General features: G+C 45.2%; 13 protein-coding genes. 3 read left to right on the top strand and 10 right to left on the bottom strand.

The features are described from left to right. Window positions 1-291: 291 nt before the first annotated feature. From livF to Phpb_RS18800, 5 genes are read right to left on the bottom strand one after another with little or no spacing between them, the layout of a single operon-like run. Entirely contained in the window at window positions 292-993 is a 702-nt protein-coding gene (gene livF / locus Phpb_RS18820; protein WP_065391696.1) for a high-affinity branched-chain amino acid ABC transporter ATP-binding protein LivF, read from the bottom strand. Window positions 994-995: 2 nt separating this feature from the next. Continuing rightward, a complete protein-coding gene (livG, locus tag Phpb_RS18815; protein WP_065391695.1) occupies window positions 996-1,769 on the bottom strand; it encodes a high-affinity branched-chain amino acid ABC transporter ATP-binding protein LivG in 774 nt (257 codons plus the stop codon). Further along, window positions 1,766-3,043, bottom strand: a complete 1,278-nt coding sequence (locus tag Phpb_RS18810; RefSeq protein WP_065391694.1) for a high-affinity branched-chain amino acid ABC transporter permease LivM — start codon at window positions 3,041-3,043, stop codon at window positions 1,766-1,768. The genes livG and Phpb_RS18810 overlap by 4 nt, the downstream gene beginning before the upstream one ends. Continuing rightward, window positions 3,040-3,966, bottom strand: a complete 927-nt coding sequence (gene livH, locus Phpb_RS18805) for a high-affinity branched-chain amino acid ABC transporter permease LivH (protein WP_065391693.1) — start codon at window positions 3,964-3,966, stop codon at window positions 3,040-3,042. Before livH ends, Phpb_RS18810 begins: the two co-directional genes overlap by 4 nt. A 55-nt stretch (window positions 3,967-4,021) precedes the next feature. Further along, window positions 4,022-5,134, bottom strand: a complete 1,113-nt coding sequence (locus Phpb_RS18800; protein ID WP_065391692.1) for a branched-chain amino acid ABC transporter substrate-binding protein — start codon at window positions 5,132-5,134, stop codon at window positions 4,022-4,024. 390 nt (window positions 5,135-5,524) lie between these two features. On the opposite strand from Phpb_RS18800, the gene panM reads away from it, so the two are divergent. Beyond that, window positions 5,525-5,923 carry an aspartate 1-decarboxylase autocleavage activator PanM gene (gene panM, locus Phpb_RS18795; RefSeq protein ID WP_065391691.1) on the top strand — a complete coding sequence of 133 codons (399 nt, stop codon included), beginning with the start codon at window positions 5,525-5,527 and terminating at the stop codon, window positions 5,921-5,923. Here the strand turns inward: panM and Phpb_RS18790 are convergent. Then, window positions 5,911-7,050 (bottom strand): glycerate kinase, encoded by a 1,140-nt coding sequence (locus Phpb_RS18790; RefSeq protein ID WP_065391690.1) that lies wholly within the window; start codon window positions 7,048-7,050, stop codon window positions 5,911-5,913. The two genes, panM and Phpb_RS18790, sit on opposite strands and share 13 nt — an antisense overlap. A 559-nt stretch (window positions 7,051-7,609) precedes the next feature. Between Phpb_RS18790 and Phpb_RS18785 the strand changes: the two genes are divergently transcribed. After that, window positions 7,610-7,990 (top strand): DUF2599 domain-containing protein, encoded by a 381-nt coding sequence (locus Phpb_RS18785; protein ID WP_065391689.1) that lies wholly within the window; start codon window positions 7,610-7,612, stop codon window positions 7,988-7,990. 369 nt (window positions 7,991-8,359) lie between these two features. Here the strand turns inward: Phpb_RS18785 and rpoH are convergent, their stop codons facing one another. The 4 genes from rpoH to ftsY all read right to left on the bottom strand — a co-directional run bounded on the left by rpoH (window position 8,360) and on the right by ftsY (window position 12,621). Beyond that, a complete protein-coding gene (rpoH, locus tag Phpb_RS18780; protein ID WP_065391688.1) occupies window positions 8,360-9,217 on the bottom strand; it encodes an RNA polymerase sigma factor RpoH in 858 nt (285 codons plus the stop codon). 436 nt (window positions 9,218-9,653) lie between these two features. Beyond that, window positions 9,654-10,628: a permease-like cell division protein FtsX gene (gene ftsX, locus Phpb_RS18775; RefSeq protein WP_065391687.1), complete on the bottom strand. Its 975-nt coding sequence runs from the start codon at window positions 10,626-10,628 to the stop codon at window positions 9,654-9,656. Further along, window positions 10,621-11,286, bottom strand: a complete 666-nt coding sequence (ftsE, locus tag Phpb_RS18770; RefSeq protein WP_036776029.1) for a cell division ATP-binding protein FtsE — start codon at window positions 11,284-11,286, stop codon at window positions 10,621-10,623. The genes ftsX and ftsE overlap by 8 nt, the downstream gene beginning before the upstream one ends. Before the next feature lie 6 nt (window positions 11,287-11,292). Next, window positions 11,293-12,621, bottom strand: coding sequence for a signal recognition particle-docking protein FtsY (gene ftsY / locus Phpb_RS18765; RefSeq protein ID WP_065391686.1), 1,329 nt, complete (start codon window positions 12,619-12,621; stop codon window positions 11,293-11,295). A gap of 158 nt (window positions 12,622-12,779) precedes the next feature. On the opposite strand from ftsY, the gene rsmD reads away from it, so the two are divergent. Then, on the top strand, window positions 12,780-13,364 hold the full coding sequence (gene rsmD / locus Phpb_RS18760) for a 16S rRNA (guanine(966)-N(2))-methyltransferase (RefSeq protein WP_065391685.1): 585 nt from the start codon (window positions 12,780-12,782) through the stop codon (window positions 13,362-13,364). The last annotated feature ends 22 nt before the right edge of the window (window positions 13,365-13,386 follow it).

Genomic DNA, 13,386 nt, shown 5'->3' with positions numbered 1-13,386 from the left:
AGGTTTGGGATTTTTGGCAATTGATCAGATCGCAAAAATCGGACTGAGTTCCCTTCCAGTGATCTATTATTTTGAAAATTTATTTATATCACTTAAAATATGACGAAAAAACACAGAAAAAAACAAGGGCGGATTTCAAAGCATTTGAAACCACACTCGTTGCCCCGACCCCAACTAATACCAAACTTAAAGCATTATTAATGGCGTCCTCACCTTAGGAAAAACAACCTTCCCAGTACTACGAGGATAATCAACCATCTGAATTCCCTTCCTGTGAAAGAGAATACGTCTCTATCCTCCCAAATACGCATTTCTCACAGCTTCATTAACCAATAACGCAGACCCACTGTCTTCTAGTACGATCTTACCGTTTTCCAATACATATCCTCGGTCAGCCAATTTCAACGCCTGATTTGCATTCTGCTCAACCAAAAAGATGGTCATCCCCTCTTCCCTCAACTGCTGAATAGTATCGAAAATCTGAATAATCACTATCGGCGCCAATCCCAATGAAGGCTCATCCAGCAACAATAATTGTGGCTGACTCATTAAAGCACGGCCAATTGCCAACATTTGCTGTTCACCACCGGACATCGTTCCAGCTCGCTGGTTACGCCTTTCCTGTAAACGCGGAAATAAATCATAAACCCGCTCAAGGCGCTGCGGATACTGGGTCCTATCAGCAAAAAAGCCGCCCATTGCCAAATTCTCTTCCACTGTCATACGAGCAAACACTCTGCGTCCTTCCGGGACAATCGCAATGTCCTCACGCATAATACGAGATGTCGGCCATTGGGTGATCTCCTTACCACGAAAAATTATGGAACCTTCGGTTGCTCTGGGTTCACTACATAAGGTACTGAGCAACGTTGTTTTTCCTGCGCCATTTGCACCAATTAGAGTGACGATTTCCCCCTGCTGAATATTCAGACTGACCTGATGTAATACCTGAACTTCTCCATAATGGGCAGATACCCGATTAAATTCCAACATAATTAATACACCTCGCCCAGATATGCCCGGATAACATCCGGGTTGTTACGAATCTCTTCTGGCCGTCCTTGCGCTAAAGACATTCCCTGATTAACAACATAGATACGATCTGATATTCCCATCACCAATTTCATATCATGCTCGATCAACAATACAGAAACTTGATGATATTCCCTCAGTTCAGCAATTAAAGCATTAAGCTCTGCTGTCTCTTTTGGATTCAGCCCCGCAGCAGGTTCATCCAGCATCAAAATCTGCGGACGAGCTACCATACAGCGGGCAATCTCCAAACGCCGTTGCTGACCGTATGCTAGATTACCGGCCTGTCTGTTTGCCAGTGGTAATAAACCAATCCGTTCTAACCAAGTTATGGCCCAATCTACAGCCTTAGATTCTGCTCGGCGGAATGCCGACGTTTTAAAAAGACCGGCCAAAAGGCCCCTTTTCAGGTGCTGATGCTGCGCTACTAATAGATTTTCAATCACAGTCATCTCTCGGAACAACCGCACATGTTGGAATGTTCTGATAATACCCATACGTGCAATCGCCTGCCCAGATAACCCTTCCAGATGTTTCTCCCGCAGTTTTATCGTACCGCTAGTCGGACAGTAAAATCCGGTCAGACAGTTAAAGATTGTAGTTTTCCCTGCACCATTAGGGCCAATAAGAGAAACAATTTCACCCTGATTTAGCCTCAGGGCAATGTTGTTAACCGCGAGCAAACCACCGAAGCGCATGGTCAGATCGGAAACTTGCAATAATGGCGTTGCACTCATGGTTGCTTTCCTCCCTGTACCGGTCGTTCCAATTTAACATGACGGCGTTTTGTCGGTAGCAACCCTTGCGGGCGCCAAATCATCATCAATACCATCATTGCCCCTAGCAGCAACATGCTGTAGGCATTCAGATCACGCATCATCTCACGGGAAACCACCAATAAAACGGCCGCTAGAATCACCGCAGTCTGTGAACCCATCCCTCCGAGTACTACAATCGCCAGCACAAAAGCAGATTCAGCAAACGTGAAGGACTCCGGGCTGACGAAACCCTGCCGGGCAGCAAATAAAGTACCGGCAAAACCGGCAAATGCAGCACTGATAGTAAATGCAGCCAGTTTAATTCGGGTTGGACTTAAACCAAGAGAGCGACAAGCAATCTCATCTTCACGCAGCGCTTCCCATGCCCGGCCTAATGGCATACGCAGTAGCCGATTAATAATAAATACTGTCAGTATTACCAACAGTAACACCACCAGATAGAGGAAGATGACCCGATCACTGGGATCATATTTCAAACCAAAGAAGTTGTGGAAAGTGTCCCAACCTCCCTCTTTCACACCGCGGTTAAATTCCAACCCGAAGAAAGTCGGTTTTGGGATCTGGCTGATACCATTCGGACCACCGGTTATTTCAGTATTATTCAACAGTAGAATGCGAACAATTTCACCAAAACCAAGGGTAACAATTGCCAGATAGTCACCGCGCAATCGCAATACCGGAAAACCTAACAATAACCCCGATAAAGCCGCCGTTAACCCCGCCAGCGGTAAGCTCTGCCAAAATCCTAATCCGTAATAGTGACTCAGCAAAGCGTAGGTATAAGCACCGATAGCATAAAAACCGGCATACCCAAGTACCAACAACCCCGACAAACCAACCACGACATTCAAACCCAACCCTAGCATGACATAAATTAACGTCAGCGTAGCAATATCAACACTACCACGGGATACAATAAACGGCCAGATAATTGCAGCAATAATGACCAATATCGCCAGTAATTTTTGCCCTTTGGTTGAACCATCGAAATCCGGCAACGACCAGCTTTTAATCGGTATTTTCTTCATTGTCTGCTGAACAACTGGACGCAATAACTGGAACAGAAAAACAACCGCGCAGCCAATACCAATCCATAACCATCGCACTCCATCGGCACGATGGACGACCAACTGCGTACCGTCCAGCGACAACTGTATCCCCATCATAAAGACAGACAACACAAATAAAACGACTGAGGCGATAACGGCATTCATCCAATTGGCATGTTTCATACTTTTTCTACCTCTGGACGGCCTAAAATTCCAGTGGGCATAAACAACAGCACAACAATGAGTAGAGCAAAGGAAACGGCATCTTTATATTCTGTGCTCAGATAAGCAGAAGTTAGGGCTTCTGAAATTCCCAAGATCAAGCCACCAATCATCGCCCCCGGAATACTGCCAATTCCTCCCAATACCGCTGCGGTGAAAGCTTTCATTCCTGCCATAAAACCGATATACGGATTTATCACACTGTAGAACTGCCCCAACAAAACACCGGCTACCGCGGCCATTACCGCACCGATAACAAAGGTCAAGGAAATCACTCTGTTAGTATTGATCCCCAACAAACTGGCCATTTTCAGATCTTCCGCACAAGCACGGCAGGCCCGTCCCATACGGGAATAGCGAATAAACAGTGTCAATATCAGCATGGCAAGAAATGTCACTATCCAGATGGTCAGTTGCATTGCGCTAAGACTGGCAGAAAATCCATCACTTGCACCTAATACCCACTGTCCGGTAATCAGGCTCGGCAATGCCAGATCGCGAGAACTTTGTGACAGGCTGACATAGTTTTGCAAGAAAATAGACATCCCAATCGCTGAAATCAGGGCAATCAGGCGTTTAGAATGGCGAACAGGTCTGTAAGCCACTCGCTCAATACTCCAACCATAAGCAGCGGCAATGACAATTGATGTTAAAAAAGCGGCGGTAATCAGCAACCAGCCCAAATCAATTCCTATCATGATCAGAGCCGCAATCACAATAAAGGAGACATAGCTACCAATCATATAAACTTCACCATGAGCGAAGTTAATCATCCCGATAATGCCGTAAACCATCGTATAACCAATGGCAATCAATGCATAAGTACTACCCAGAGTCACTCCATTTAACATCTGTTGTAAAAAATAGAGAAATTGCTCCGACATACGTTGTACCTCTGGAATAACAGCGCCTGGCAAACAGGCGCTGATGACCACGACTTTACTTCACAGAAGTGGAAGAACCATCTGCATGCCATTCAAAAATACCGAATTCGAATCCTTTTAGATCGCCGACGGCATTCCAGCTCAGTGTTCCCATTACGGTATCCACTGGATTCGCTTTCAGGTCTTTCACCAAATCAGTCGGTTCCATACTACCGGTACGGTTCATTGCCGCGGCCAGAGATTGCAGCGCGGCATAGGTTGTCCAGACGAACGGGCCTGTCGGATCGCTTTTCTTACCTTTGATCGCCTCAACAATAGCTTTGTTCACCGGCACCTGATCGTAACGCTTAGGTAATGTGACTAACATGCCCTCGGAAGCGGCTCCGGCGATATTGGATAGTGAGGAGTTGCCTACACCTTCTGGCCCCATAAAGCGAATATTCAAGCCGGACTGCTTAGCCTGACGTAGAATTTGCCCCATTTCAGGGTAGTAGCCGCCAAAATAGACAAAATCCACATTCTCTTTTTTCAGACGAGCAACCAGAGCCGAAAAATCTTTATCACCCGCTGTGACGCCTTCAAACAGGACAATATTAGCTCCCGCTTTTTTCAATTTATCGAGAACAGATCGCGCTAATCCTTCACCGTATTGCTGTTTATCGTGAACAATAGCTATACGCTGAGGTTTAATCTTTTCAGCAATATATTTCGCTGCCGTTGGTCCCTGATCAGAATCCAGCCCGGTGGTACGCAGAATCATCTGGTAGCCACGAGTTGTCAAATCAGCATTGGTTGCCGCCGGTGTAATCATAATGACACCTTCATCTTCGTAGATGTCAGATGCCGGTTGAGTAGACGAAGAGCATAAGTGGCCGATAACATAACGAATGTTATCATTAATCACTTTATTCGCGACGGCTACAGCCTGTTTCGGATCACACGCATCATCATACTCAACGCCCACCAGCTTATTGCCATTAATACCCCCTTTAGCATTGATATCTGCAATTGCCTGACGGGCACCAGTAAATTCCATATCACCATATTGCGCAACTGGACCTGACATTGCCCCCACAATCGCTACTTTGATCTCTTGCGCCCACAGTGAGTGACTCATCATCATGACAATACCGCCTGTTAATAGGCTTTTACCTGTTATGACTTTCATTTTATTTATCCCCGTGTTGTTATTAATCTAATTTATTGTGCTTACCTTTTAGATCTCCGATTATCTAATGGGATAACCGTGATCTTTTGTGATCGATGATTAGATAAAGTAATTTTTATGAATAAGATTTTATTTTTCATGTTATTAAACTAGCATTTCATGCTTAAAATCAAATTAACAAGGTAGCTAAAAGCATTAATTACAGAATAAAATACCGCCAAAATTGATTGGAATTTAGACGAAACATGGTGTGATATTCTGGTTAAATATTAGTAAAGCAATCTTTAACTCGAAAGATCGACCATGTTAAAAACATTTTTCCAGTAACGTATAAAAGCGGTTACACGACACTCCATTGAACTATTCAACTAAAATTAATATGGAAAAACCATGAAGCTAACTATTGAACAACTTACTGTTTTATCAACACAAGATACGATTGATCTGAAAAAAATATGGCCTCAGCAAATACCTGAACAGTGGCAAATCTATCTAAAAAACGGCAATAAACTGTTCGCTGCTCGTTTTAATGATAGATTACTGGCCGCAGTAAAAGTGACTTTCAGTGATCAATCCGGCCTGCTTAAAGATTTATGTGTCCGTGAAATAACACGCCGCCGGGGAGTGGGTTTATATTTGATAAATGAAATAAGAGCTCAACATCCCACCATTAACCATTGGAAATTAAACCTTGAAAAGTTTTCCGATGCTAACGACCCGGCATTAAAAGGTTTTATGAATGCTTGTGGTTTTTACTACGACCCCAAGTCAAATTCTTATTCTAGCTGACCCATTTTCCAGACCGCAGCCACATTGCGGGCAGTGACCCGCAAATTCTCATGCCCGCAAGCAAGAGCGTCAGAAAGAGAACAAACGCCGGGCATAATTGAGAAAACGGCATCCAATCCGTGCTCATGAACGATGCTATAGTTCTGACTTATACTGCCAACCAATGCGATGGTTGAAATAGCATACTTTTTGGCGATACGAGCAACACCAATCGGCGTTTTACCGTAAATAGTCTGGCTGTCCATTCGACCTTCGCCAGTAATAACCAGATCAGCGCCTTGTACCGCCTTTTCCAATTCCAGCGTGGAGATAACAATATCAATTCCCGATTGTAACTTAGCGTCCAACCAACCAAGTAAAGGAACGCCCATTCCCCCTGCGGCTCCCACACCGGGTACGTCAATGACCTTAGTGCCGGTCAGTAATTCAATTGTCTCACCATAATGGCGCAGAGCCGCGTCCAATTCTTTCACCATCTCTAGTGTCGCCCCTTTCTGTGGCCCGAAAATAGCAGATGCGCCAAACTCACCACATAACGGGTTAGTCACATCACAGGCGGCGATAATTTCAGTCTGACTCAAACGCGCGTCCAAACCAGAAAGATCAATTTTAGCAAGCCGACTTAACGCAGCCCCACCAGGCTCCAACTCTTTTCCATCAGAATCAAGCAAACAGGTCCCCAACGCCTGCATCATACCGACACCGCCATCATTAGTCGCGCTACCGCCAATACCTAAAATTATCTTTCTGACACCTTGATCTAAAGCAGCCAACATCAGCTCGCCGGTACCATAAGTCGTGGTTATCAACGGATTACGCTTTTCCATCGGCACTAAATGCAAGCCAGAAGCCGCCGCCATTTCAATAACAGCGGTTTCTCCATCGCCTAGCACGCCGAAAAAGCTATCCACCGGCTGATTTAACGGACCAGTAACCGACAGGTGTACAACTCTCCCATTGGTGGCTGCAACCATCGATTCAACCGTACCTTCACCGCCATCTGCCATCGGCAATTTAATGTATTCTGCTTGTGGATAGATTTCACGAAATCCTTGCTCTATCGCTTCAGCGGCCTGTAAGGCGCTGAGACTTTCTTTAAATGAGTCAGGCGCAATAATAATTTTCATAGATCCTCCGCAAGGAAACCCTCGACTTTAGAGGGTGTCGCAAAAAGCCAGCATTGAAAATAAACCCATAGAGATTGATTGCCTGTGATTGGGACTGACAACCCATGACAGGCTAAATATGCTGCGATCCTAGCCCACAAAGCTCAGTATACAGATGAAGCAAAAGCGCTCTTGGATAAAAACAGAGTTTTTGGAGCAGGTGCTACGGACTAGATTTTTATCAGAGAACAAAATTTGAGCGCTAGCGCGGTCTCCCAGTCCTGTTGATGGATACATTTTCTATTTTTGTATAAGAAACGTTCATGCGGTAGCCCTAAGCCTATGTGGCGCCAGGCTAGGCACCGTACTGGCCAGCGGGATATGATAAATTATGACCCAATAAAACCAGAATGATCCACATTGTTTCATGCGTGATATTTAATGTACATAATGTACATATGGTAAAAGAAATACTTTTCAGTATTATAATCATAAATGGGTATGCCCATTATAACTGGGTATGCACATTACAACTGGGTATGCACATTGACCCCAATTTATGGGTAGTTTAGGAGGTGATATGAAAAGAATAGGATTTGTATTGTTGGTGTTATTCTTCGGCATGGCTGTTTTCCCTGCGAGCGCTAACAATGGGCACAGTAACTGCCGCCACGGGCCGTATATTAAATCGGGCAAGTGGATAACGCGCTTTGGCAAGATGACACTGGCGGTTGTGCCAACCCAATGTGGTCGCAATCTTCGCTTCGGTAAAACCAATGAGGCATTCAAAGAACTGGAGCGTAAATTCGGGAACAGCCCACACTGGTACAATACGAAAGGTATGCGTAATCAGTTCGACTGCCACGTGGATATTGCCCGTAACAAAGATAAATGGAATCTCGATCCTTACCGTAAACATGTGGGGTACAGCGCAACGAAAAAAGCTGGCTGCAATCCATAATAATATCGTAAAAAAGGAGCTGAATCAGCTCCTTTGCTTTTCTGGCGATGCTTCCAATTTAGCAAAAACCTCCGTAAGCCCTCGTCCAGTGCGGACGGGGATCGTAACGCCTGCAAGACACATATTTCATAGAATTAACTGAATGAGATGACAACTGTGAAAAATAAAACAAAAAAGGCGATAAACCATTATCGCCCTTTTAATTTATTAATGATGAATGCGTTAACGCAAAATCACTTTATACCTGTCATCTTTCAAGTTGCCTCTTTGTTGGCTGCACTCGCTCACCCCGGTCACATAGTTATCTATGCTCCCGGGGATTCACTCCCTTGCCGTCGCGATGCATCTTGAAATCCATAGGGTATATATTTACGCCTCAATGGCTACACGCAATTTTTTCATGGCATTTTTTTCAAGCTGACGTACACGCTCCGCAGAAACACCATATTTATCCGCCAGCTCTTGCAGGGTAGATTTATTGTCATCATCTAACCAGCGGCAACGGATAATGTCCTGACTGCGTTCGTCTAAACTTTCTATCGCTACCGATAATTTATCAGCCGCATGGTTTTCCCAATTGTCCTCTTCAATGCCGCCTGCAAAATCAGAAGCTTTATCTTGAAGATACAGCACTGGCGCAACCGGTTGACCTTCCTGACCATCATCATCGGCAGACATATCAAACGCCATATCCTGCGCTGACATACGAGATTCCATCTCACGCACATCTTTACTGGTCACACCAAGTTCTTTGGCGACCATTTCTACTTCGTCCTGATTGAACCACCCTAAGCGCTGTTTAGTTTTACGCAGGTTAAAGAACAGCTTACGCTGTGCTTTAGTTGTTGCAACTTTAACAATACGCCAATTACGCAGTACATATTCATGAATTTCAGCTTTAATCCAGTGAACGGCAAAAGAAACCAGACGCACCCCAACTTCCGGGTTAAAACGACGTACTGCTTTCATCAGGCCAATATTCCCTTCCTGAATTAAATCCGCCTGAGGTAGCCCATAACCAGCATAGCTACGAGCGACATGAACAACGAAGCGCAGATGAGATAGAATCAGCTTCTTAGCTGCATCCAGATCTCCCTGGTAATGCAGCCTTTCAGCCAGTTCCTTCTCTTCCTCTGCTGTCAACATCGGATAGGCATTAGAGGCACGGATATAGCCCTCTAGACTTCCTTGAGGAACTAACGCTAAGGTTTGCATTTCTTTGGCCATTCAAATCCTCTCAAATAAGGCTCAAATCGTTAGTATGGATTAGATTACATCAGTGTATATGAACCCACGTTCAACACACAGCGGTACAGTCTATCACCAGAATGTGCATATTCAAGTTACAGATCCGTGGAAGAGTAATAATTTCAGCACCGACCATCCCTATAACGGGATCGCAGAACAAAAAATAACAGATAGTTTTATATCTATGCAACTAACTTTATTTGTACTATCTCCGACAAATATTAATTCCATTTCATAAAAGCGCCCGTCAGGTTCACTGAGAGTGTACAAGCACCTTTTTAATTAATTCTATACAGTAGAAAATTATGATTTTGGATTTAAGTCAGTGAATAAGAAACTCTTACCCAAGGAAAAAAGGAGATGATTATTGCGTTGTCAGGCTGATCTCGCTCAGCCTGTTGAAAAGATTATCGTTTTATTCTGGCGTAAAATGGCGCAAATGCTGAGTTGTCGCCAACCAAGCAGCGGCCCAACCAATCATCGCGGAGAGCAAAACCAGCAGCAGGGACTCATCCCATGAAAGCCCATGTAAATTAAATGTCGTGCCAAACACGCTGGCAACCTGTGTGACAACATCAGAAAGTTTCCACACCAACAGTGCAGACAAAATTAACGATAAAATTGCCCCCAAAGCCCCCAACAAAACACCACCATTGAGGAACGGGCGCAAAATAAAGCCATCAGTCGCACCAATAAGCTTCATCACGTTAATCGTATCACGATGACTGAAAATAGTGAGACGCACACTATTACCAATGACCAAAAACAGCGCAACGATCATCAGAATACCGATCACGGTCGCAATCTGACCGATAAGACCTGTCAACGCCGCCAGACGGGCAAACCAGCTATCATCCATCCGAACTTCTTCAATACCTTTAACCTGAGAAACTCTATCACGCAGCGTGGTTAACGTCTGTGAACTCTGAAAATCGATTTCCGGTGTGATAATAGCCACCGCAGGCAACGGATTCTCTTCCAACATATCCAACGCATTACCAAAACCAGACCAGGCGCGGAATTCTGTCATGGCTTCCTGACGTGAGAGATAGTTGACATTACCCACACCATCAAGTGCTTTCAGCTCAGTTATTAATTTCTGAGCACTGCTATCATCGAGTGACTTATCGAGATATACCGTCAGTTGAGGGGTGGGATACCATTTTTCCGCAGCCTGGCTGACATTCTTCCACACAATGTAACAAACACTTGGTAATGTCAGGGAGATCGCAATCACCATCACGGTCAACAAAGTCGCCAACGGCTGACGTGACATATCTCTCAACGTATTCATCCAAGCATAGCGCCACTGCTCACGCCATCCTCCTCGCAAAACTTTACTTTTCGATCTTGTGACTTTCCCCGCTGCCTTACGCACATTTTTAACCATGATGCTCTCCTGCCATACGGCCTTGGCTCAGAGTCAGAATACGATATTTCCGTCTTTCAATCAGTGCCATATCATGGGTCGCCATCAGCACTGTCACCCCTACCCGATTGAATTCTTCAAACAGTCGTAAAATCCCCTCTGACAACTCACCATCCAGATTACCGGTAGGTTCATCCGCCAACAAAACCGTCGGCTTATTCACAACCGCACGAGCAATGCCGACACGTTGTTGTTCTCCCCCTGAAAGCTGAATTGGGAAATTTTTCGCTTTGTCCAGCAGACCAACCTTATCCAAAGCCGCAGATGTTCGACGACGGATATCTTCTGAACTGGCGCCTGAAATAATCAGCGGCATCGCCACATTATCGTATACCGTCCGATCCAGCAGCAGGTGATGATCCTGGAAAATCATACCAATCTGACGACGTAGAAAAGGTACCTCACGGCTTTTTAACCGACTGATATCATGACCGGCAAACCAGATATGCCCGGCGCTAGGCCGCTCAATGCCACAGATGAGTTTTAGCAAGGTACTTTTACCCGCCCCAGAGTGACCAATGAGAAATGCCATTTCCGCAGGGCGCAAATGAAAATCCACCCCTTGCAGGGCTTGCCGTCCCCCCAGATAAGCTTTACTGACCTGTTCAAAGCGAATCATAGGTAATTAATCCTCTCGGGCAAAAAGTGCCTCTATAAAGTCGTCTGCCTTAAATGGCCGTAGATCTTCAATGCCTTCACCAACCCCAATATAACGGATAGGAATTTCAAACTGATCAGCAATGGCGAAAATTACCCCACCTTTGGCAGTACCATCCAATTTTGTCAATGAGATACCTGTCAACCCAACAGCTTCATGGAACAGTTTAGCCTGACTTATCGCATTCTGACCGGTACTCGCATCCAATGTCAGCATAATTTCATGGGGAGCATTTTCATCCAGTTTTTTCATCACCCGGACAATCTTCTTCAATTCTTCCATCAGATGAGATTTATTTTGCAAACGACCAGCGGTATCTGCAATTAATACATCTACACCTTTAGCTTTAGCTGACTGAATAGCATCGAAAATCACGGAAGCGGGATCTGCGCCTGTATGCTGCGCCACCACCGGAATATGGTTACGTTCCCCCCACACCTGTAGCTGTTCAACGGCGGCGGCACGAAAAGTATCTCCGGCTGCCAGCATGACAGATTTACCTTGTGCCTGGAATTGACGAGCCAATTTACCAATTGTCGTCGTTTTTCCCACACCATTCACACCAACCATCAGAATGACATACGGAGTTTTTCCTTCAATGTCCAGGGGCTGATTCACTTTAGTCAGAATACCAGACATCTCTTCTTTGAGTTTGGCATACAAGGCTTCTGCATCTTTTAGCTCTTTACGGCTGGCATGCTCTGTCAAACTGCTAATGATTTTACGGGTAGTATCGACACCAACATCGGCAATCAATAACTGCTCTTCCAATTCATCAAACAGATCATCATCAATCTTTTTACCACTGAATAGGCTGAGAAAACCGGACCCTAGATTCTGACGGGTTTTAACCAAACTGCGTTTCAAACGAGAGAAAAAGCCCTCTTTAGTCGGGCGCTCTTGCTCTTTCACAACTGGCTGTGGCTGTTCAGTTTGTTGCTGTTCCGCCTGTTCTGCCGACAATTTTGCGGCTTCCTCTGCAAGACGTTGCTGTTCTGCCTGCTCCGCCGCTAATCTTGCGGCTTCCTCGGCCAGGCGTTGCTGTTCTGCCTGCTCTGCCGCCAATCTTGCGGCTTCCTCGGCCAGACGTTGCTGTTCTACCTGCTCCGCCGCCAACCTTGCGGTTTCCTCAGCCAGACGCTGTTGTTCTGCCTGCTCCGCCGCCAATCTTGCGGTTTCCTCGGCCAGACGTTGCTGTTCTGCCTGCTCCGCCGCCAATTGTTCTTCTTTTTGCTGCTCTTCCTGACGGCCATGCCCGAACCAGGAGAAAAAGCCTCTTTTTTTCTCTTTTGCCATTAGCCACTGCACTCCTCAAGGTTAAATCATGGCGTTACAACAAGGAATAATAACGAAATTAGAGTCAGTCTAACATTTTCGTAATAGCTCAACACATATCAATCATGAATTTCATGGTAAATTAATGCCTGTAAGTCTTCACAACTGTTACGCAAATTATGGCAAAGAAACCACAACGGCAATCGATGGGACAAATCCGTATTATTGGCGGAAAATGGCGAGGCCGGAAATTACCGGTACCGGATAGCCCCGGGTTACGTCCAACGACAGATCGCGTCAGAGAAACGCTATTTAACTGGCTAGCCCCGGTTATTCAGGAAGCACACTGCTTAGATTGCTATGCAGGAAGCGGAGCACTTGGATTAGAGGCACTTTCTCGTTATGCAGCACAAGTTACCCTGATTGAATATGAACGTAATATAGCCAAACAGCTTGCCGCAAATTTGGATTTGCTCAGTGCCCAAAATGCCGAGGTCATTAACGACAGTGCATTAACCTATTTATCTCGATCAGGAAAACCCTACGATGTCGTTTTCCTTGATCCTCCTTTTCGTAAAGGCATGCTTAACGAAACCATAAAATTGTTGGAAGAGCAAAATTGGCTGGCAGATGAAAGCTGGATTTATGTTGAGTCTGAATCTGAATCAACGGCGATTGATGTGCCTGTTAACTGGCAACTTCATCGTGAAAAAGTCGCCGGACAAGTCGCGTACCGGCTCTATATCCGTTATTTACTTGCATAATGATTATTCTGGAGTAACACTG

It is taken from the genome of Photorhabdus namnaonensis, from assembly GCF_001684335.1.
Lineage (GTDB): Bacteria > Pseudomonadota > Gammaproteobacteria > Enterobacterales > Enterobacteriaceae > Photorhabdus > Photorhabdus namnaonensis.
Note: the sequence above shows the minus strand (reverse complement) of the source record. Positions and strands in the feature narration are given on the sequence as shown.

Bases quoted from the DNA above. Each gene is read 5' to 3' on its own strand.
- livF (WP_065391696.1), bottom strand. From the start codon at position 993: ATGTTGGAATTTAATCGGGTATCTGCCCATTATGGAGAAGTTCAGGTA.
- livG (WP_065391695.1), bottom strand. From the start codon at position 1,769: ATGAGTGCAACGCCATTATTGCAAGTTTCCGATCTGACCATGCGCTTC.
- Phpb_RS18810 (WP_065391694.1), bottom strand. From the start codon at position 3,043: ATGAAACATGCCAATTGGATGAATGCCGTTATCGCCTCAGTCGTTTTA.
- livH (WP_065391693.1), bottom strand. From the start codon at position 3,966: ATGTCGGAGCAATTTCTCTATTTTTTACAACAGATGTTAAATGGAGTG.
- Phpb_RS18800 (WP_065391692.1), bottom strand. From the start codon at position 5,134: ATGAAAGTCATAACAGGTAAAAGCCTATTAACAGGCGGTATTGTCATG.
- panM (WP_065391691.1), top strand. From the start codon at position 5,525: ATGAAGCTAACTATTGAACAACTTACTGTTTTATCAACACAAGATACG.
- Phpb_RS18790 (WP_065391690.1), bottom strand. From the start codon at position 7,050: ATGAAAATTATTATTGCGCCTGACTCATTTAAAGAAAGTCTCAGCGCC.
- Phpb_RS18785 (WP_065391689.1), top strand. From the start codon at position 7,610: ATGAAAAGAATAGGATTTGTATTGTTGGTGTTATTCTTCGGCATGGCT.
- rpoH (WP_065391688.1), bottom strand. From the start codon at position 9,217: ATGGCCAAAGAAATGCAAACCTTAGCGTTAGTTCCTCAAGGAAGTCTA.
- ftsX (WP_065391687.1), bottom strand. From the start codon at position 10,628: ATGGTTAAAAATGTGCGTAAGGCAGCGGGGAAAGTCACAAGATCGAAA.
- ftsE (WP_036776029.1), bottom strand. From the start codon at position 11,286: ATGATTCGCTTTGAACAGGTCAGTAAAGCTTATCTGGGGGGACGGCAA.
- ftsY (WP_065391686.1), bottom strand. From the start codon at position 12,621: ATGGCAAAAGAGAAAAAAAGAGGCTTTTTCTCCTGGTTCGGGCATGGC.
- rsmD (WP_065391685.1), top strand. From the start codon at position 12,780: ATGGCAAAGAAACCACAACGGCAATCGATGGGACAAATCCGTATTATT.